17 protein-coding genes and 1 pseudogene are annotated in these 17,610 nt (G+C 61.9%); 7 read left to right on the plus strand and 11 right to left on the minus strand.

All coding sequences use genetic code 11. The features are described 5' to 3' along the window. From VFB05_RS21830 to lptF, 3 genes and pseudogenes are all read right to left on the minus strand, one after another. Window positions 1-342, minus strand: a pseudogene (locus VFB05_RS21830) (LPS-assembly protein LptD); the annotation flags it as partial. Between the two features lie 77 nt (window positions 343-419). Further along, a complete protein-coding gene (gene lptG / locus VFB05_RS21835; RefSeq protein ID WP_325016071.1) occupies window positions 420-1,517 on the minus strand; it encodes an LPS export ABC transporter permease LptG in 1,098 nt (365 codons plus the stop codon). Beyond that, window positions 1,514-2,680, minus strand: a complete 1,167-nt coding sequence (lptF, locus tag VFB05_RS21840) for an LPS export ABC transporter permease LptF (RefSeq protein ID WP_325016073.1) — start codon at window positions 2,678-2,680, stop codon at window positions 1,514-1,516. Before lptF ends, lptG begins: the two co-directional genes overlap by 4 nt. Before the next feature lie 431 nt (window positions 2,681-3,111). Between lptF and VFB05_RS21845 the strand changes: the two genes are divergently transcribed. From VFB05_RS21845 to VFB05_RS21855, 3 genes are all read left to right on the plus strand, one after another. Further along, entirely contained in the window at window positions 3,112-4,614 is a 1,503-nt protein-coding gene (locus VFB05_RS21845; protein ID WP_325016075.1) for a leucyl aminopeptidase, read from the plus strand. After that, entirely contained in the window at window positions 4,611-5,063 is a 453-nt protein-coding gene (locus tag VFB05_RS21850) for a DNA polymerase III subunit chi (protein ID WP_325016077.1), read from the plus strand. The genes VFB05_RS21845 and VFB05_RS21850 overlap by 4 nt, the downstream gene beginning before the upstream one ends. Window positions 5,064-5,222: 159 nt before the next feature. After that, on the plus strand, window positions 5,223-5,753 hold the full coding sequence (locus VFB05_RS21855) for a hypothetical protein (RefSeq protein WP_414643236.1): 531 nt from the start codon (window positions 5,223-5,225) through the stop codon (window positions 5,751-5,753). Window positions 5,754-5,768: 15 nt separating this feature from the next. On the opposite strand, the gene abc-f is transcribed toward VFB05_RS21855, so the two are convergent. From abc-f to VFB05_RS21870, 3 genes are all read right to left on the minus strand, one after another. Further along, window positions 5,769-7,649 (minus strand): ribosomal protection-like ABC-F family protein, encoded by a 1,881-nt coding sequence (gene abc-f, locus VFB05_RS21860; RefSeq protein WP_325016079.1) that lies wholly within the window; start codon window positions 7,647-7,649, stop codon window positions 5,769-5,771. A gap of 95 nt (window positions 7,650-7,744) precedes the next feature. Next, entirely contained in the window at window positions 7,745-7,933 is a 189-nt protein-coding gene (locus tag VFB05_RS21865) for a hypothetical protein (protein ID WP_325016081.1), read from the minus strand. A 180-nt stretch (window positions 7,934-8,113) separates the two neighbouring features. Beyond that, window positions 8,114-8,389, minus strand: coding sequence for a sulfur globule protein precursor (locus tag VFB05_RS21870; protein WP_325016084.1), 276 nt, complete (start codon window positions 8,387-8,389; stop codon window positions 8,114-8,116). 311 nt (window positions 8,390-8,700) lie between these two features. Between VFB05_RS21870 and ndk the strand changes: the two genes are divergently transcribed. Continuing rightward, entirely contained in the window at window positions 8,701-9,123 is a 423-nt protein-coding gene (gene ndk / locus VFB05_RS21875) for a nucleoside-diphosphate kinase (protein ID WP_325016085.1), read from the plus strand. Window positions 9,124-9,144: 21 nt separating this feature from the next. Next, the gene (locus VFB05_RS21880; protein ID WP_325016087.1) at window positions 9,145-9,948 is read left to right on the plus strand and encodes a TerC family protein; all 804 of its coding nucleotides are present in this window, start codon (window positions 9,145-9,147) and stop codon (window positions 9,946-9,948) included. Window positions 9,949-10,000: 52 nt separating this feature from the next. On the opposite strand, the gene VFB05_RS21885 is transcribed toward VFB05_RS21880, so the two are convergent. From VFB05_RS21885 to VFB05_RS21905, 5 genes are all read right to left on the minus strand, one after another. Next, a complete protein-coding gene (locus VFB05_RS21885; RefSeq protein WP_325016089.1) occupies window positions 10,001-10,459 on the minus strand; it encodes a hypothetical protein in 459 nt (152 codons plus the stop codon). A 116-nt stretch (window positions 10,460-10,575) separates the two neighbouring features. Then, window positions 10,576-12,078 (minus strand): exopolyphosphatase, encoded by a 1,503-nt coding sequence (ppx, locus tag VFB05_RS21890; RefSeq protein WP_325016091.1) that lies wholly within the window; start codon window positions 12,076-12,078, stop codon window positions 10,576-10,578. Window positions 12,079-12,090: 12 nt separating this feature from the next. Beyond that, entirely contained in the window at window positions 12,091-14,289 is a 2,199-nt protein-coding gene (locus tag VFB05_RS21895) for an RNA degradosome polyphosphate kinase (RefSeq protein ID WP_325016139.1), read from the minus strand. Between the two features lie 131 nt (window positions 14,290-14,420). Next, window positions 14,421-15,095 carry a DnaA ATPase domain-containing protein gene (locus VFB05_RS21900; RefSeq protein ID WP_325016093.1) on the minus strand — a complete coding sequence of 225 codons (675 nt, stop codon included), beginning with the start codon at window positions 15,093-15,095 and terminating at the stop codon, window positions 14,421-14,423. Window positions 15,096-15,159: 64 nt separating this feature from the next. After that, entirely contained in the window at window positions 15,160-15,702 is a 543-nt protein-coding gene (locus VFB05_RS21905; protein WP_325016095.1) for a CDP-alcohol phosphatidyltransferase family protein, read from the minus strand. A gap of 148 nt (window positions 15,703-15,850) precedes the next feature. Here VFB05_RS21905 and purM point away from each other — a divergent pair, with 148 nt between their 5' ends. Together purM and purN are read left to right on the plus strand one after the other, a co-directional pair. After that, window positions 15,851-16,924, plus strand: coding sequence for a phosphoribosylformylglycinamidine cyclo-ligase (purM, locus tag VFB05_RS21910; RefSeq protein WP_325016096.1), 1,074 nt, complete (start codon window positions 15,851-15,853; stop codon window positions 16,922-16,924). Continuing rightward, on the plus strand, window positions 16,918-17,607 hold the full coding sequence (purN, locus tag VFB05_RS21915) for a phosphoribosylglycinamide formyltransferase (protein ID WP_325016098.1): 690 nt from the start codon (window positions 16,918-16,920) through the stop codon (window positions 17,605-17,607). The genes purM and purN overlap by 7 nt, the downstream gene beginning before the upstream one ends. Window positions 17,608-17,610 lie beyond the last annotated feature (3 nt).

Raw genomic sequence — 17,610 nt, forward strand, 5'->3', positions numbered from 1 at the left:
GATCTTGCCGTCGACATCGGTCATGCGGATGTTGCCTTCCGCATGCAGCCGCTTGGTCTTCTGGTCGTAGATGACCTTGTCCGCCTCGACGCTGGTGCCGTTGTAGAACAGCTGCACGTTGCCGACCGCCGACACCCGCGAGTTGTTGTAGTCGTAATCGACCTCGGCGGCCTGCACGAGCATCTGGCCGTCATTGGCCGGACGCACCGTGACTGGCTTGGGCGGCCTCGGATTGTAGTTGAAGCTCTGAGCGAAAGCCGTTGACGGGGTCGCGAGCACAAAGGCCGCCGACAGCAGCAATCCGGCCGCGACGACAAGAGTAGTTTCGCGGAGGCCGGTCATGCGCAGGCCCACGCGCCGCACAGCACGGCGCCCGCAAAGCGCAGCCAATCCGGTCTGGAGGGCGGCAACCACAGCCACTACCCGTCCTCCTGGTACAACAAGGCCAAAAAGCCGGTGAGGCCGCCAACACATACGGGCAGCCACGCCGAAGCGATCGGATGCATCAACTCAGCCTTGCTCAAATCTTCGGTTACTTTGGATAGAACGTAGAGCAGAAAGCCCGCGCCCACGCCACTCAAAACCATCTTCTGTACGCCGCCCATCCGGAAGAAGCGCAGGCTCACGCTGGCAGCCAGCATGACCATCGCAGCCAGCAAAAAAGGCTGTGCAATCAGCTTGTGGTACTGCAGCCGGTAGCCCGCCGTGGCGAAGCCTGAGCTTTCGGATGAGCGGATGTAACTCGGTAGTTGCCAAAAGGACACAGTTTCCGGGGTGGAAAAGCTGTTCCGGACCTGGGCGGGTGAGAGGGTGGTAGCAAGCGTAAAGTTGTCCTGATCGACCGGCGGGCTGTCGAGCGTGTATCGGCGCACGGTTTTGAACAGCCAATGCCCCTCTTCGAGGGTGGCTTGCTGCGCCTCGATTCGCTCCTTGAACTGATTGTCGTTGTCGAATCGGAATACGGTTAGCCCGGTCAGCCGCACGCCCTGCTGTTCGCTGCGGGCGGCGTTGATGATGGCTTGTCCGTCGCTGTTGACCTGATTGATCCAGAAGCCGGCGGCATCCTGCACGCCGCCGCCCGGCGCGTTGCCAAACAGCTGCGCTTCCATTCGCTTGGAGAGCTCGCGAAGGTAGGCCGACATCGGATTGTAGGCGATCGTGGCCAGGACGCCCATGAGAAGCGCACTGGCGAGGGCGGGTGCGATGAACTGCCAGGCCGAAACGCCGGCCGCCCGCGCCACCACAAGCTCAAGCCGCCGCGACAGCGCCAGATAGCAGGTCATGGCGCCGATCAGGATGCAGAACGGCATCATCTTTTCGAGCAGCTGCGGCACGCGGAACAGCGAGGTTTCTGCCACCGCGATCGCGGAAACGTCCGCTAGCCCGGACGTCTTCCGCACCATCTCGATGTAGTCGACCAGCACCAGCAGCAGGAAGATCGCGGCAAAGACACCGAGCGCCGCCACCACGAAGCGGCCGGCGAAGTAGCGTCCAAGCGTATTGGTAACCATGCTCATGCGGTGGCCGGTCGTCCAAGGAGCCGCAGGATTCGCTCGTTCGATCGATTGATGGCCTCGATGAGGCCCGCGGGCGGTTCGATCACGACGCCGCCGATGATGATCCAAAGGCTGATGCCGATCGCGCCAAAGAGCATCAGATATTGGACGCCTGCGGCTAGCGGTGATTTCACCGTCATGACCGAACAGGCAAATCCCGCCATCCGCAATCCGAAGACCGCAAGGATCGAGCCGCCAATCGAGAAGTTGCGGCTCTGACGTGTGGTGCGCGGCGCGCCGAGAAAGGCAAAGGTGAGGGCGGCGAATACAAACGGATAGACCGGCGACATGAAGCGGTCGTGCAATTCGGCGCGAAACTGTCCCGGAAGCTGCTTGTAGATCGGATCGGTTTCCTCGGGCGTCATCAATTCCCAGAGATACCGTTCGCGAATGCCGAGCGTAACGTCGTGGTTCTGGTTGAATTTCGACATGTCGAAGCCGTACCGGCCGAAAGCCACGAGTGCCGGATCACGCTTGCCGGCTTCAAAGCGCTCGAGATTTCCATCCTCGAGAATCAGGAACGAGCCGCCCTCGTTCTTCACGACGGTGCCGTGGTCGGCGACAATGCTGACGCGCTCCTTCGGGTCACGGCGATCATCGATGAAGATGCCCTTGAGCAGGCCGCCCGGCTGCCGCTCGCGGATTCGGATGGTCAAGTTCTGGTCAAGCTGGGCGAAGCGGCCCGGCTGCAAGACGTTGGTCAATACGTCCGCAGTGATTTCGGCGTCCCACTGCTTGATTCGCCGCAGGCCTTCGGGCGCAAGATAGGCGGCGATGAACGCCACCAGGAAAGCGACCACGAAGGTTGCAAAGAGAAACGGACGAAACAGCCGAATCGGGGAGAAGCCGGCCGCATTCATCACGATGATTTCCGAATCGGTCGCCAGCTTGTTCAGCGTGTGCGAGACCGCGATCATCAATGCGATCGGGGAGATAATCAGAACCAGTGCCGGAATGACGAGGCTCGTGATGCCGAGGAAGGTCAGGATGGTCTGGCCCTGACTCGTCATCAGGTCGATGCCGCGCAGCGCCTGGGTAATCCAGATCACGCCGGTGAGGCTGACCAGGACGACCACAAAGGACGCCAGCGTCGTGCGAAAGATATACTTGTCGATCGACCCCATCGCTATCGCACGATCCCACCTTGGCATGCCTTTGCAGCGGTTCGCGACCAATCCCGGATGGGATCCCCTTTGGCCGGTCCGCCGTAGTTCAGGCTAGCACTATTCTCTCACTACCATCCCTTTGATCCGTCAACAAAATGGCTGAGCCGTGGCAGGGTTAGGATATGGTTAATATTTTCAATGAGTGACCTTGCCGCCACGGTAGCAGAGTAGATGTGCACAGCCGCTGGTCGGGAGGGCGAATGGTGATCCAAAACCGCAGTGGAATCCGGCAAAAGAGCGGCTTCACCGCCTTGGCAGCGCGGCAAATGGCAGGTCATAGTGTGGAGAACACGCTCTTGACGGATGTTGATCGCAGCCGGGAAGAGAACTTTCGCGCGTGGCGAAGCATCATTCGCCGGCGACAGCCCTGAATCTTGGAGGATTTGCTTATGACCGACGCCGTCAAAGTCGGCTTTGTTCCGTTTTCCGGCGCGTTAGGCGGAGTCCTCGTGGTCTTTTGCGATGATGGGCTCGAATTCGGTCCTGCGACCCGCAAAGCCCTTGGATCTGCCTCGGCTCTCATCGAGGGGGCAGCTGAGACCAATCAGTTCAAAGGAAAGAACGGCGCGGTCCTGGATATTCTGGCGCCACAGGGGCTCAAGTCCAAACGGCTCCTGGTGATCGGGCTGGGTAAACCCGCCGAATTGAAGGACTACGATTTTCTGAAGCTCGGCGGCGCGCTGGCCGGCAAGCTGACGGCCAAAACCGACCCGGTCACGGTCATTGCCGAACTGCCCAAGGGAACGATGAGCGCCGAGCGGGCCGCCGCGATCGCCTCGGGCATCCGGCTGCGGGCTTACAAATTCGATCGCTACAAAACCAAGAAAAAGGACGCCGAGGAGGCGGCGTTGCGCGCGAGCGTCTCCATCGCCGTCGGTGACCCTTCGGCTGCTCGCAAGGCGTTTGCGCCGAACGCTCACGTTGTGGACGGCGTCATCACTGCGCGCGACCTCGTCAATGAGCCGCCGAACGTATTGTTTCCGGTCGAATTCGCGCGCCGTGCCGGTCAGTTGCGCAAGCTTGGTGTCGCGGTCGAAGTGTTCGATGTTGCCGCGATGAAAAAACTCGGCATGGGCGCGCTGCTCGGCGTGGCCCAGGGCTCGACGCAACCAGGCCGTACCGTGATCATGCGCTGGAATGGCGGCAAGCGCGGCGAGCAGCCCGTGGCCTTCATCGGCAAGGGCGTTTGCTTCGATACCGGCGGCATCTCGATCAAGCCTGCCGGCAGCATGGAAGACATGAAGGGCGATATGGGCGGCGCCGCCTGTGTTGTCGGATTGATGCAGGCTTTGGCGGCGCGAAAGGCCAAAGCCAATGTGGTCGGCGCGATCGGCCTCGTCGAAAACATGCCCGACGGCAACGCCCAGCGTCCCGGCGATATCGTGACCTCGATGTCTGGCCAGACCATCGAGATCATCAACACCGATGCCGAAGGGCGATTGGTGCTGGCGGATGTGCTTTGGTACGTCGCCAAAAAATTCAAGCCGAAATTCATGGTCGATCTTGCGACGCTGACCGGCGCCATCATGGTTGCGCTGGGCACCGAATATGCGGGCCTGTTTTCCAACAATGACGAACTGGCCGAACGTCTGATCAAGACGGGGCTTGCGACCGGCGAGCGCGTCTGGCGCATGCCGCTTGGCCCCGAATACGACAAGCAGATCGATTCGCAATTTGCCGACATGAAGAATACCGGCACCCGCAACGGCGGATCGATTACGGCCGCGCAATTCCTGCAACGCTTCGTCGACAGCACGCCCTGGGCCCACCTCGACATTGCCGGCACGGCGATGGGAGCGCCAAAAACCGAGATCAACCAGAGCTGGGGCTCCGGCTTTGGCGTTCGCCTGCTGGATCAATTGGTGGCGGACCACTACGAAGCCGGGCGATGACGGAAGTTTTATTCTACCATCTGCAGGACATGACGTTGGAGAACGTGCTGCCGCCGCTTCTCGAAAAATCACTCGAGCGCGGCTGGCGAGTGGTCGTGCAGTCGACGTCGGAGGAACGCACTGAGGCGCTGGATGCACATTTGTGGACCTATCGCGAGGATTCGTTTTTGCCGCATGCGAGCTGGCGCGTGGCCGATGCGCAGGATCAGCCGATCATTCTGGCGGTCGAGGACAGCAATCCGAACCGGGCCAATGTGAGGTTCCTGGTCGACAATGCTCCCTTGCCTGCGGACTCGGAGGCCTACGACCGCGTCGTTCTGCTCTTCAACGGCGAGGATACCGATGCGCTTGCTGCGGCGCGCCAATCCTGGACCGACTGCAAGGCGCGGGGATTCGACGTAACCTATTGGCAGGCCGACGAACGTGGCCGGTGGCAAAGGCGCGATTAACCTCTTCCACCGATAATGATAATCTATGGTTTTGGCCGATCAGCCTGTATAAGGCCACGGTCGTGCCGCAAAGTGATGCTCCGACAGTCGCTTAAGGGCAGGGGTGAGATTTAGCTCGTCGTGCGAAACCAATATTTCCATAGGAAATCAATACCGGTGCTGCTTCTGCTCGCCCCCATGCTGGCGGGTTGCGGCGCTACGGCTTCCGATATCTTTTCTACGGATCTGTTGTCGAAGGACGCAGAATGGTTCTCGCGCAGCGGCAGGCTGATGATCAAGAACGTGTCGATCGACACTCCGCCGCTGACACCTGACAAGCCGGTCGGGCCCGAAGATCTCGTCAGTGCCGAGGGCGCTTGCCCCGGGATGGCGGCCGCAAATGTTCCGACCAATGCCAACGCCATGGATGGCACGGCCGCTCCCGCGCCTGTGGCCACCGGAACGGTCGCGCTTGGCCATACCGAATGTGACGTCGTCCGCGGTATCGGCGCGCCCAACTCGGTCAACATCTCCGCGAGCCCGCGCGGTGAGCGGCTCGCGGTCGTCACGTTCTCGCAAGGCGCGCGTGCGGGAATCTATACGTTTACCGCGGGACGGTTGACCTCGGTCGAGCGCGGCGCCGAACCTGTCGTTGCAGAGCCGAAGGCCGCCAGGCCGAAGAAGAAAAAGCCGGCACAGGCGCCGACCTGATCGCGCTTGATTCCGTCAGGCTCGACGCGTCGCCTCATCGAATTCCGAACTCGCCATCAGCCATTCCTCTTCGGCTTTCGCCAGTGCGTCGGCGGCGCTCGCGCGGGCCTTGCCGAGCTGGGCGGCCTGCTTGGGATCACGGGTGAAAAGATCGGGCAGCGCCAGCGCGGCATCGATCTTGGCGATGATGTCGCCGATGCGCGTCATCTCGGCTTCGGCCACCGCAATCCGTTGTTTTGCCGGGATTCGCTTTTCCTTCGGACGGGACGAGTTGGTGTCGCCTCGCGCACTCCGTTCGGGCCCACGCTCGCGCGAAGCTGCCTTTGCGCCACGCGCCGACAACACCGTCCGCCGATAGTCGTCGAGATCGCCGTCATAGTCCGTGACGGTCCGATCTGCGACCACCCACAACTGATCGGCGCAGGCTTCGATGAGGTACCGGTCATGGGAGACCATGATGACGGCGCCGGGAAACTCGTTGATCGCCTCAGCCAGCGCCGCGCGGCTGTCGATATCGAGGTGGTTGGTCGGCTCGTCGAGAATGATCATGTTGGGGCCGGAGAATGTCGCGAGCCCCAGCAGCAGCCGGGCCTTTTCGCCGCCCGAGAGATTCTTCACCAGCGTGTCGCCGGCCTTGCCGGAGAAGCCGATGGCGCCGGTACGCCCGCGGATCTTGCTCTCCACGGCGTCTGGCATCAGCCGGCGGACATGGTCGTAGGGTGATGCGTCGACATCGAGTTCATCGACCTGATGCTGGGCAAAGTAGCCGACCGAAAGTTTATCGGCGCGCGTGATCTTTCCCGAAAATGGCGACAGCCTGCCTGCGAGGAGCTTGACCAGCGTCGACTTGCCGTTGCCGTTCGCTCCCAGCAGCGCGATGCGGTCGTCGGCGTCGATGCGCAGCGTCACGCGGCTCAGCACCGGCTGCTTCGGATCGTATCCGACCGACACCTCGTCGACGGCGATGATTGGCGGTGACAGCATTTTTTCAGGTTGTGGAAACGTGATCTCGTGCACGTCCTGGGTGACGAGCGCGGTCACCGGCTTCATTCGCTCCAGCATCTTGACGCGGGATTGCGCCTGACGTGCTTTCGAGGCCTTGGCCTTGAAGCGGTCGACGAAGGCTTGCAGCCGCTTGCGCTCCTCGGCCTGCCGCCTGGCGTGCTTGGCGTCCAGTAGCTCGCGGGCCGCGCGCTGCTCCTCGAACGACGAATAGCCGCCCTTGTACAGGGTGAGCTTGCCGCGATCGAGGTGCAGGATCTGGTCGACCGACGTTTCCAGAAGATCGCGATCATGGCTGATGACGATCACTGTGCGCGGATAGTTGGCGAGGTGATCTTCCAGCCAGAGCGTACCTTCAAGGTCGAGATAGTTCGTGGGCTCGTCGAGCAGCAACAGGTCAGGCGCGGAAAACAGCGTGGCTGCGAGCGCGACGCGCATCCGCCAGCCCCCGGAGAATTCCGAGCAGGGCCTGATCTGATCCTCGGCCGAAAACCCGAGTCCGCTCAGAATGGCGGCCACGCGCGCCGGCGCGGAATGGGCTTCGATATCTGCGAGCCGGGTCTGGATTTCGGCGATGCGAACGGGATCGCTGGCGACCTCGGCCTCGCGCATCAAGGTCTCGCGCTCGCGGTCGGCTTTCAGAACGACCTCGATCAGCTTTTCGGGGCCGTTCGGCGCCTCCTGTGCGAGGCTTCCGATACTCCATCGGGGAGGGATTGCGATGATGCCGCTTTCAGTCGGCAACTCTCCGCGGATGGCGTGAAACAAGGTCGACTTGCCGACGCCGTTGCGGCCAACGAAGCCGACGCGCGCGCCCGGGGTAATTTGCACGGAGCTGTGGTCGATCAGAAGCCGCCCGGCAATACGGACCGAAATGTCTGAGATCGCAAGCATGCGGGCTTTTCACCGCAGCCGCGGCAAAACGCAACCCGTATGTTGATACGGCCGCCGTGAAAGAGATGATCAGCTATTGTTTCCCGTCCGTCGTCCTAATGCGATTTCCGACCATCGGCCTCATCGCGCCTGCGCAATTCGTCGACGAGATGCTGGAGATGAGAAGACGGGCCAGTTTCCGGACGCAGAACTTGCTGGAGACGCTCGCCGACGGCATCGCAGATCGCGCGACTCGACCTGTGATCGAGCGCTTCAATGTCGTTGTATGTCTGCGGGCTCTTCATGACTGCTTCCGTACCCCGACCATTGATCAGGTGACGGCATACCAAGTCCGCGGAACGCAATTTGTTTCCGCTCTGGCTGTGGGTTCCCTGCGGTTTTGGTGAATAGCAGACAGCTTTAAAATAGCCGTAGGGCCCCGACCACTACGGGAAGTCGGGGCCCTGCGCATCAGCCCGTTCGGGCTAGTAGCAGCGGTTGATCAGGCGCCAGCGAGGTCCAAAGGGGGTCGGAACCACACGTCGCACATAGCAGCCGCCATAACCGTCGGAGTAGCCGCCGCCGTAGTAGACCGGGCCACCGGCAAAGAAGCGCGGACCGCCCCAGCCACCCCAGCCGTGATGCCAACCGCCATGCCAGCCACCATGCCATCCGCCCCAGGCCGAAGCAGGGGCAGGGGCCAGCGCGGCCGCGCCAAGCGAAACCGTGGCAACTAAAGCGAGCGAGAGTTTGCGTAACATCGTCGTCTCCTCTGGGTTGGGCGCCTTGGTTGAGGTCTTGGTCGAGGTCTTGGGCGCCAGAGTTGAAAACAGGTCGTCCCGAACGCCTTTGCGAAGCGGCTTTGCGTTCGGCTGGCAAAACCCTAGGCCTGGGCCTCTGAACGGGGGCGGGACAAGCGTTTCAGAAAAGGTTCATCTGGGTGAATTCGGCGTAATTCTGAGCCGTTTGCGCGGTCGTGCAGCCCATGGCGGTTATCGCGTCGCTTGCCGTGCACCGGCAGCATCGATATAAGCCCGCAACTTCCATCGGCGGTTTTATCTGAGGACTAACCATGGCGATCGAACGCACCTTTTCCATCATCAAGCCGGACGCGACGGCTCGCAATCTGACCGGCGCTGTCAACGCGCTGATCGAAAAAGCCGGCCTTCGCATCGTCGGGCAGAAGCGCATCCACATGACGCGTCAGCAGGCGGAGACCTTTTATGCCGTTCACAAGGCGCGGCCGTTCTTCGGCGAGCTCGTCGAGTTCATGACGTCGGGCCCGGTGGTCGTGCAGGTGCTCGAAGGCGAAAACGCCGTTCTCAAGTACCGCGATGTCATGGGCGCAACCGATCCGGCCAAGGCGGCCGAGGGCACGATCCGTAAAGTGCATGCAAAGTCGATCGGCGAGAACTCGGTGCATGGTTCGGATGCGCCGGAAACGGCTGCGATCGAGATCGCCCAGTTCTTTTCCGGCAATGAGATTGTCGGCTGAGCCGGAGCTTTGTGGCTTGCCGTGAACGCGCTGTTGCAGCTCGTTGATCCCGCCGGCATCGGCGGCTTCTTCGCGCAGTTGCGGACTGACGTGCAGACGCCGGCGTTTTGGCTCGCGGTCGGCAAGATCATCTGGATCAACGTCCTGTTGTCGGGCGACAATGCGCTCGTGATCGCCATGGCGTGCCGCGGCCTGCATGGCCGGCACCGGCTTTGGGGCATGATCATCGGCGCCGGCATTGCCGTCGTGCTGCTGATTGCTTTCACGGGCGTCGTCGCCACGTTGATGGCGCTGCCTTATCTGAAACTGATTGGCGGTCTCGCGTTGCTCGTGATCGCGGCCAAGCTGCTGGTGCCCGAAGACGAGAGTGATGAAATCGCAGCCGGCACGACGCTTTGGCATGCGATCCGCATAGTCGTCATCGCCGACATCATCATGAGCCTCGACAATGTGATCGCGGTGGCTGCGGCCGCCAACGGTCAGCTCTCGCTTCTCATCCTCGGCCTTGCCATCAGCATCCCCGTCATCATCGCGGGCGCCGCTCTGATCATGGCTGTGCTCGATCGCTTTCCGATCCTGGTGTGGCTGGGGGCGCTCCTGCTGGGCTGGATTGCAGGCGATGTCATCGAAGGCGATCCGGCCGTGCAGCCGTGGCTCCTTCGCGTGGTTGACAGCACACACTATCTGGACGCGATGCCCGTCATTTTCGGCGTGTCGCCGCACGAGGCCGTCGGGTATGTGGCGTCGGTGCTCGGGGCGATCATTGTGCTGGTCGCCGGCTCGATCTGGCGAAGGCGCAAGCTGGCCGAAGCCAAGAAGTCGTAACGCCTCGAACAAACCGAGGGATCGTCCCGACGGCCACCAGCGTCATGATGCGCTAGCCAAGCTTGAACGGCTTGGCGCCTATGAGGTTTGTGTCCCAAATTCCCGGCGCGAACGCAGTGACGGCCATGCTTTCCTCGGGGCCGGCATGGAAGCCGGTCAAAGTAATTCCCAACCTTGGGAAGACGAGGGTGCCCGAGACCTCCTTCGGTTGGGAATCGTCATTGTACAGCTTGGTTACGACGGCAGGTCGTTCGCCGGAAAACAGGTTCGTACCGCGGTAGATGACGTCGGTAGCGGCCTTGGTAAACGCGATCTCGGCGAGCTTGGGTTCTTCGCTGCCTGCCGCCGCCTTGAAGGTCAAAGCGGGGCCGCCGGCCCCATACATCTCTCGTAGTCGATGCGTGTCGCGTCGGGAAAATCGCGGAGCTCCCAGGATCTGATGAACCTGCGCTGGCGTCATCCCGAAACGCAGCGCGCCGACGCCGACATATGGCATGATTTCATTTGGCATAAAGAGGTCTCCGTCGCGGTCTTGCTTCGACTTGGTCGCAACTTTCTGTTTGGTGGTTCAGCTCTCGCGGGACACAGGACGGTGTTGCTTTTTCGGGGGCGGTCCAGCGTTCGCGATCAGCGCCGGACGATCGCTCCGGAGCGACCGACGAGCCGTGCGAGTTGCTTGAAGCGGCTGCCGACGCGGTCGGCAACGAGGTCGACGAGTTTGTGCTCGAACACCAGCGTCAGCTTGCGGGCGTGGCTGCGAAAGTGTGTGGCGGGCAGCACGCCGGGCCGCGCGGCTGATATCAGGTGGGCAACACGGAAGGCTGCTCCCAGGAGGCGCGCGCGCTCCAGCATCGCGGGCGGGATCATCCCTTGCATGGTGAGCGGCGGCTCGTTCTGCTCGCTCAAGCCCGCATAACGGTAGAACACCGACAGGGCCACAAAGGCTCGGCCTTGATGGCTGATCGAACCGAAATTCCCGTTGGTGATGAGGTTGAGCGTTTCCTCGCCGCGGTGGTCGGGATGCACGCGCCATCCAATGTCCGACAACAGGCAGGCGGCGTGCCGCAAGCGGCGATCTTCTTCCGTCTCGCGCAGCTTTACGACCCGCACGAAGCGATCGGTCCACTCGATCAACTCCTCGGCGTGACGCGCCGACCGCGACAGCAATTCGTTGAGCTTCTGGGCAGCACAGAGAAAGCCGTCTTTGGCGCGCTCGGCCTCGGGAAGCATTTCGTAGAGCAGCCCCTCGCGCACGCCGAAGGTCGAGAACACGATGGTTTTCGGCCGGGCGACCCGAATGATGTATTCGAGAACGAGCGCGGCGTAGGCGAGCAGCGGCCGTCTCGCATCGGCGACAACCTCTATATTGGCGAGCATGTTCGTCGCCACGAGACGGCGCAGCCGCCGCGCGAAATCGAGCGCGTCCTGGGCGGGGATCGCATAGCCGTGCATCACACCGAGCGGGTACTCGCTCTGGACGATGTGGATGCGCGCGAGCGCGCGCCAGGTTCCGCCCACCGCGTAAAACGTACGGCCACGTCCGCCCTTGATCTGCTCAACCTCGGTGAGTTCGGATTTGACGATGCGTTCGGCGCGTTTGAGCGATTTGTGCGACAGGTCCTGCAACGCAAGACTGCCGAGCGGAAGCGTCAGCCCGCCGTGGACGCGGTTGCCGCGCACATCGATCAATTCCAGCGAACCGCCGCCGAGATCGCCGACGATGCCGTCGGGCCGGTGTACGCCTGAGACGACGCCGAGCGCCGACAACTTCGCCTCGCGCGTGCCCGAGAGAATCTCGATTTTCGCCCCGCAAATGCGTTCGGCCTTGGCGATGAAATCGGGACCATTGCTGGCATCGCGGCAGGCCGCGGTTGCGATCGCATAAACGCGTCCGACCTTCATGACCCTGCATAGCGCGCGAAAGCGTCGTAGCGACGTCAGGGCCTTGGTGACGGCATCGGGTGCGAGCAGGCCCGTGGACTGCACCTCACGCCCGAGGCCGCACAGCGCCTTCTCGTTGAAGATCGTGATCAGGCTGCGCGCCATCGTCTCGTAGACGACGAGACGGACCGAGTTCGAGCCGATATCGATAACCGCGACGCTCGAGGCGCGCTTGCGCGCGCGCGTCACAGGGAAATCCCTTTATGACGCTGTTTGGCGTTCGGTGCGCCGGGTGAGGCGGCGCGGTGATGATTCCTTGAGTGACTTTCCACGGCCGGAGAGACTCGGATTGGTCATGAAATAGTTATGCAGATTGAACGGCTCTTCGCCCTTCGCGGCCTTCATACGCGTTGAGGAACCATCGGGCAATAACTGCCAGCTTTGCTCGGTATCCTTCAGGTTAGCGACCATGATCTGCTCGAGAACCTGCTGATGCACCGTGGGATTCTGCAATGGACAGAGGATCTCGACGCGGCGATCGAGGTTCCGCGGCATCATGTCGGCAGAGGAGATATACACAGCCGCCTTGGCGCTCGGCAGGCCCTGGCCCATCCCGAAGCAATAGATTCGGCCGTGTTCGAGGAAGCGTCCGATCACCGATTTGACGCGAATATTCTCCGACAGACCGGGGATGCCTGGGCGCAGGCAACAGATCCCGCGCACCACGAGCTCGATCGAAACGCCGGCCTGCGAGGCCTCGTATAGCGAATCGATGATCTCCGGGTCGACCAGCGAATTCATCTTCAGCCAGATCGCTGCGGGCTTGCCGTGCTTGGCAAAATTGGTCTCACCGCGAATGTGCTCGATCATCCGCTTGCGCAGGGTCAGCGGCGAGACTGCCATCTTCTCGATGTCGCTCGGTTCGGCATAGCCGGTGATGTAATTGAACACCCGCGCCGCGTCGCGGCCGATCGTCGGATCGGAGGTGAAGTAGGAGAGGTCGGTGTAAATGCGCGCCGTCACCGGATGATAATTACCGGTTCCGGTATGAACATAGGTGGTGAGACTGCCGCCTTCGCGCCGGACCACCATCGACAATTTGGCGTGGGTCTTCAGTTCGATGAAACCGTACACGACCTGCACGCCAGCGCGCTCGAGGTCGCGCGCCCAGCGGATATTGGCCTCTTCGTCGAAGCGCGCTTTCAGTTCGATCAGCGCCGTGACCGATTTTCCGGCTTCGGCAGCCTCCGCCAGCGCGCGCACGATCGGCGAGTTGTTCGACGTGCGATAGAGCGTCTGCTTGATGGCGACGACGTCGGGATCGCGCGCGGCCTGTTGCAGGAACTGGACGACGACGTCGAAGGACTCGTAAGGGTGGTGGACGATGAGGTCCTTTTGCCGAATCGCGGCGAAAATATCGCCCCCGTGGTCACGTACGCGCTCGGGATAGCGCGGCACATAGGGCGTGAATTCGAGATCGGGCCGATCGAGCCGGGTCAGCTGCGACAGCTCGTTCATGGCGAGCACGCCATCGACCAGCAGCACTTCGTCATCGGATGCGGAAAGCGCGCGTTGCACGAAGGCGCGCAGCTCCTCCGGCATCTTGGCTTCCATCTCGAGATGGATCACCGACCCGCGGCGCCGCCGTTTCAGCGCGGTCTCGAACAGGCGAACGAGGTCCTCGGCCTCTTCCTCGATTTCCAGTTCGGAGTCGCGGATGATGCGGAACGCGCCCTGGCCCTTGACGGTGTAGCCGGGAAATAGCCGGCCGATGAAGAGACCCGTCGCCTGCTCGAGGGTGATCAGCCGCACGGCGCTGTCCTTGCCCGCGGGCAAGCGGATGAAGCGGTCGATCTTGCCGGGCATGCGAATGAGCGCATTCATCGCCTTGCCGTCGGCGGTCCGCGCCAGCTGCAGCGCGACGGTGAAGCCGAGGCTCGGAATGAACGGGAAGGGATGAGCCGGATCGATCGCGAGGGGCGTCAGCAACGGAAAGATGTTGTGGAGGAAGTGATCCTCGATCCAGGCGCGCTCGGGTTTGGTAACGTCGCGGCCTTCGACCAGCACGATGCCGACATCGGCGAGAATCTTGTGCAGGTCGCGCCAGATCGCCTGTTGATCTTTCGCGAGCTGGGAGACCGTCTCGTTGATCAGCGTCAACTGGTCCGATGGCGTCAGCCCGTCGGGGCTGCGTTCGGTGATGCCCTCGCGCACCTGGGCCTTGAGGCCGGCGACGCGGACCATGAAGAACTCGTCAAGGTTATTTGCCGAAATCGACAGGAAGCGGACCCGCTCCAGGGCCGGATGGTGCGGATTGACCGATTCCTCCAGCACCCGGCGATTGAAATGCAGCCAGGACAGTTCCCGGTTGATGAAGCGCTCGGGGCTCGTGCTGATCGCAGGCAGGCCGCCAGTGCCTTCATTTTTTTCTGTAATTGCAATGGCTTGTGCGGATTCCATGAAGTTTTCGATCCATTTCTTCTCACGCTGCGCGAGGATGGCAAAGACCATGTGATTTCGCGGCGACGTTTCAATGACATTGACGTTCCCGTTCTGGGTTCCGTCAAGATGGGACAGCCTGTGTCTTTAAGTCAGTCGTTGCCGCGGAAGAGTTCAGCAGCCAGCGCGCGGGTGACTGGCCTGCCGAGCCGCAGGGCCTCGCTATCCAACAGCTCGACCGCGCGCCGCGCGGCCGCATAGGAACGTTCGATGCGGGAGGCGAGATAACTCACAACGGCCTCGTCGACCGCGAGTTGGCGGTCAGCGCAGAATTTGACGACCAGGGCGCGGAAAAGATGATCATCCGGCGGCAGCAACTGCACGGTCGGTATGGCACGCAGCCTTGAACGCAAATCGCGAAGTTCAACCTCCGTCGGTGCTGAGCGCGCCGTCATCAGGACAAAGGCACCATCCTCACGCGCCAGGTTCAACAAATGAAACAGCGCGCGCTCGTCGATATCCTTAGACTTCAGATCTTCGATCACGAGCGCGCCTGTCGCCAGTGCGACCGGAACTTCGGCAGGCGTCAACACGTGGGCCGATGTCGAGCGCGCTCCGGATTGCTCGGCCCAGATCGCGGCGAGGTGGCTTTTGCCGGATCCTTCAGGGCCGATCAGAAGCATCACGCGGTTGGGCCAATCCGGCCAGCGTTCGACCAGCGCGAGGCCTGCGGCATTCGCCGGTCCCTCCAGAAAATCGTCGCGCGTAAAGCTTTCTGCGTGCGGCAGCGCAAATGCCAGTTGTCGAGGTTGAACGCGGCCGGCCACGCAAACTTCTCCTACGGGAGCCGATACTTATCGAACTAAAAATACGTATGATTTCTAAATGAATTTAGCGAGCCTCGATCGTGCTCATATGGCGTACCCACTCGACGAGATAGAGGGACACGGAAACCAGGGTAAACACCGTCACCAATCCCATCAGCACGGCATCATACGGCATCGGTCTGAAACCGAAAGCGAGCGAGGCCAGGATCAATGCCGCGAGCGCCACCTGGGCCGCGGTATTGAGCTTTGACACCATCAGCGGTTTCATCTCGACCGGCTTGTCGAACAACCATGACACGATCACGGCCGCCACGATCATGAAGTCGCGCGAGACGACGAGAATCACGATCCAGCGCGGCACCGCCCCCCAGATGCCGAGCGCCACGTAGATCGAGACCAGCAGCGCCTTATCCGCGAGCGGATCGAGCAGCGCGCCCAGTTCGCTCGCCATGTTGAAGCGCTTGGCCAGAAATCCGTCGACGGCGTCACTGACGCCGGCGATCACGAAGATCGCAAATGCGATCTCCATCTGGTTGGAGGCGATGGCCCAGATGATCACGGGCACCAGAATGATGCGCCCCAAGGTGATGATATTTGGAATGCTCAACTCGGTCGTTCCCGGTGACCTGCTTGATTCCTCGGAGTTATCCCCTTTTTGCGGGGAGGACCGGCTGTTGTCTACATAGTAAGCGCTTGTCACCATTGCACAAAGGTGAAATCCGACGTAACCCAGCGCACATCAATTGGAACAGGTCATGGCTGAGCGCAGGAACGGGCTCACTTACGCGGATTCCGGGGTCGACATCGATGCGGGCAACCGCCTGGTCGACCTGATCAAGCCGATGGTTCGCGCCACGGCGCGCCCTGGGACCGAAGCTGAAATCGGCGGTTTTGGCGGGCTGTTCGATCTCAAGGCCGCAGGCTTCAAGGACCCGGTTCTGGTGGCGGCAACCGACGGCGTCGGCACCAAGGTCAAGATCGCGATCGACACCAATCTGCATGGCGGTATCGGCATCGACCTCGTGGCCATGTCGGTCAACGATCTCGTGGTGCAGGGCGCGGAGCCGCTGTTCTTTCTCGATTATTTCGCGTGCGGCAAACTCGATCCGGAGGCGACGGCTGCAATCGTCGCAGGTATCGCGGAGGGTTGCCGCGAATCCGGCTGCGCGCTCATCGGCGGTGAGACGGCCGAAATGCCGGGCCTTTACAAGGACGGCGACTACGATCTTGCCGGCTTTGCGGTCGGTGCGGCCGAACGCGGCACGCTGTTGCCGCGCGCCGGCATTGCCGCAGGCGATGCTGTGCTGGGGCTGGCGTCGTCAGGCGTTCACTCCAACGGTTTTTCGCTGGTGCGCAGGATTGTCGAAGCCTCCGGCCTTGGCTTTGACGCCCCCGCGCCATTCTCGCCAGTCATGACGCTAGGCGGCGCGTTACTAGCTCCGACCAAGCTCTATGTTCGGTCCTGTCTGCGAGCAATCCGCGAGACCGGCGCGGTCAAGGCGCTCGCGCATATCACCGGCGGCGGCTTCACTGACAACATTCCGCGCGTGCTGCCGAAGCATCTGGGCGTCGGCATTGAGCTGGCCCGGCTTCCCGTGTTGCCGGTTTTCAAATGGCTCGCGGAGCAGGGCAACATCGCCGAACTCGAACTGCTGCGCACCTTCAATTGCGGGATCGGCATGATCGCGGTCGTCGAGCCCGGTGCGGTCGAGGCCGTCACGCGCGTTCTGTCCGATGCCGGTGAAAGCGTGACCGCGCTGGGCGAAGTCGTCCCGGTGCAGGGCGATCACCGCGTGGTCTATAACGGCCACCTCGATCTTTCATGGTGAAGGCGGGGCCACATCGGGGGGCTTCGAAGCCCCGCGTCGCCATCCTGATTTCGGGACGCGGCTCGAACATGGTTGCTCTTGTCGAGGCGGCCAAGGCGGATGACTTTCCGGCCGAGATTGCGGTTGTGATTTCAAACCGCGCGGACGCGGCGGGGCTTGCTCGCGCGGTCAAAGAGGGCGTTCCGACCGTCACGATCGAAAGCAAATCGTTCGGAAAGGATCGCGCCGCGTTTGAAGAGAAGTTGCAGTCGGCGCTTGAGGATCACCGGGTCGAGCTGATTTGCCTCGGCGGCTTCATGCGGCTGTTCACCGCTGAGTTCGTGCAGGCGTGGTACGGCAAAATGCTCAATATCCATCCCTCGCTGTTGCCGTCTTTCCCCGGACTTGATCCTCATGGCCAGGCCTTGAGCGCCGGCGTGAAGGTTTCGGGAGCAACGGTTCATTTCGTCACGCCCGAGACTGACGCAGGCCCCATTGTCATGCAGGGTGTGGTGGAGGTTCGTGATGACGACACGCCGGACACGCTGTCAGAGCGGATCCTCACGATCGAGCATCAGATCTACCCGAATGCGCTGCGGCTTCTTGCGCGCGGAAAGCTGCGGTTGGATGGTGCGGTCTGTCGCCTGACCGACGAGGCGGACGCCGCCGGCAGCTTGATCTCGCCGCGGCCGGCGAAGGAATAGATA

Origin of the sequence: Bradyrhizobium sp., from assembly GCF_035652035.1 — a bacterium.
GTDB lineage: Bacteria > Pseudomonadota > Alphaproteobacteria > Rhizobiales > Xanthobacteraceae > Bradyrhizobium.

Bases quoted from the DNA above. Each gene is read 5' to 3' on its own strand.
- lptG (WP_325016071.1), bottom strand. From the start codon at position 1,517: ATGAGCATGGTTACCAATACGCTTGGACGCTACTTCGCCGGCCGCTTC.
- purM (WP_325016096.1), top strand. From the start codon at position 15,851: ATGGCTGAGCGCAGGAACGGGCTCACTTACGCGGATTCCGGGGTCGAC.
- abc-f (WP_325016079.1), bottom strand. From the start codon at position 7,649: ATGCTTGCGATCTCAGACATTTCGGTCCGTATTGCCGGGCGGCTTCTG.
- VFB05_RS21865 (WP_325016081.1), bottom strand. From the start codon at position 7,933: ATGAAGAGCCCGCAGACATACAACGACATTGAAGCGCTCGATCACAGG.
- VFB05_RS21845 (WP_325016075.1), top strand. From the start codon at position 3,112: ATGACCGACGCCGTCAAAGTCGGCTTTGTTCCGTTTTCCGGCGCGTTA.
- ndk (WP_325016085.1), top strand. From the start codon at position 8,701: ATGGCGATCGAACGCACCTTTTCCATCATCAAGCCGGACGCGACGGCT.
- VFB05_RS21885 (WP_325016089.1), bottom strand. From the start codon at position 10,459: ATGCCAAATGAAATCATGCCATATGTCGGCGTCGGCGCGCTGCGTTTC.
- lptF (WP_325016073.1), bottom strand. From the start codon at position 2,680: ATGGGGTCGATCGACAAGTATATCTTTCGCACGACGCTGGCGTCCTTT.
- VFB05_RS21870 (WP_325016084.1), bottom strand. From the start codon at position 8,389: ATGTTACGCAAACTCTCGCTCGCTTTAGTTGCCACGGTTTCGCTTGGC.
- VFB05_RS21895 (WP_325016139.1), bottom strand. From the start codon at position 14,289: ATGGAATCCGCACAAGCCATTGCAATTACAGAAAAAAATGAAGGCACT.
- VFB05_RS21850 (WP_325016077.1), top strand. From the start codon at position 4,611: ATGACGGAAGTTTTATTCTACCATCTGCAGGACATGACGTTGGAGAAC.
- purN (WP_325016098.1), top strand. From the start codon at position 16,918: ATGGTGAAGGCGGGGCCACATCGGGGGGCTTCGAAGCCCCGCGTCGCC.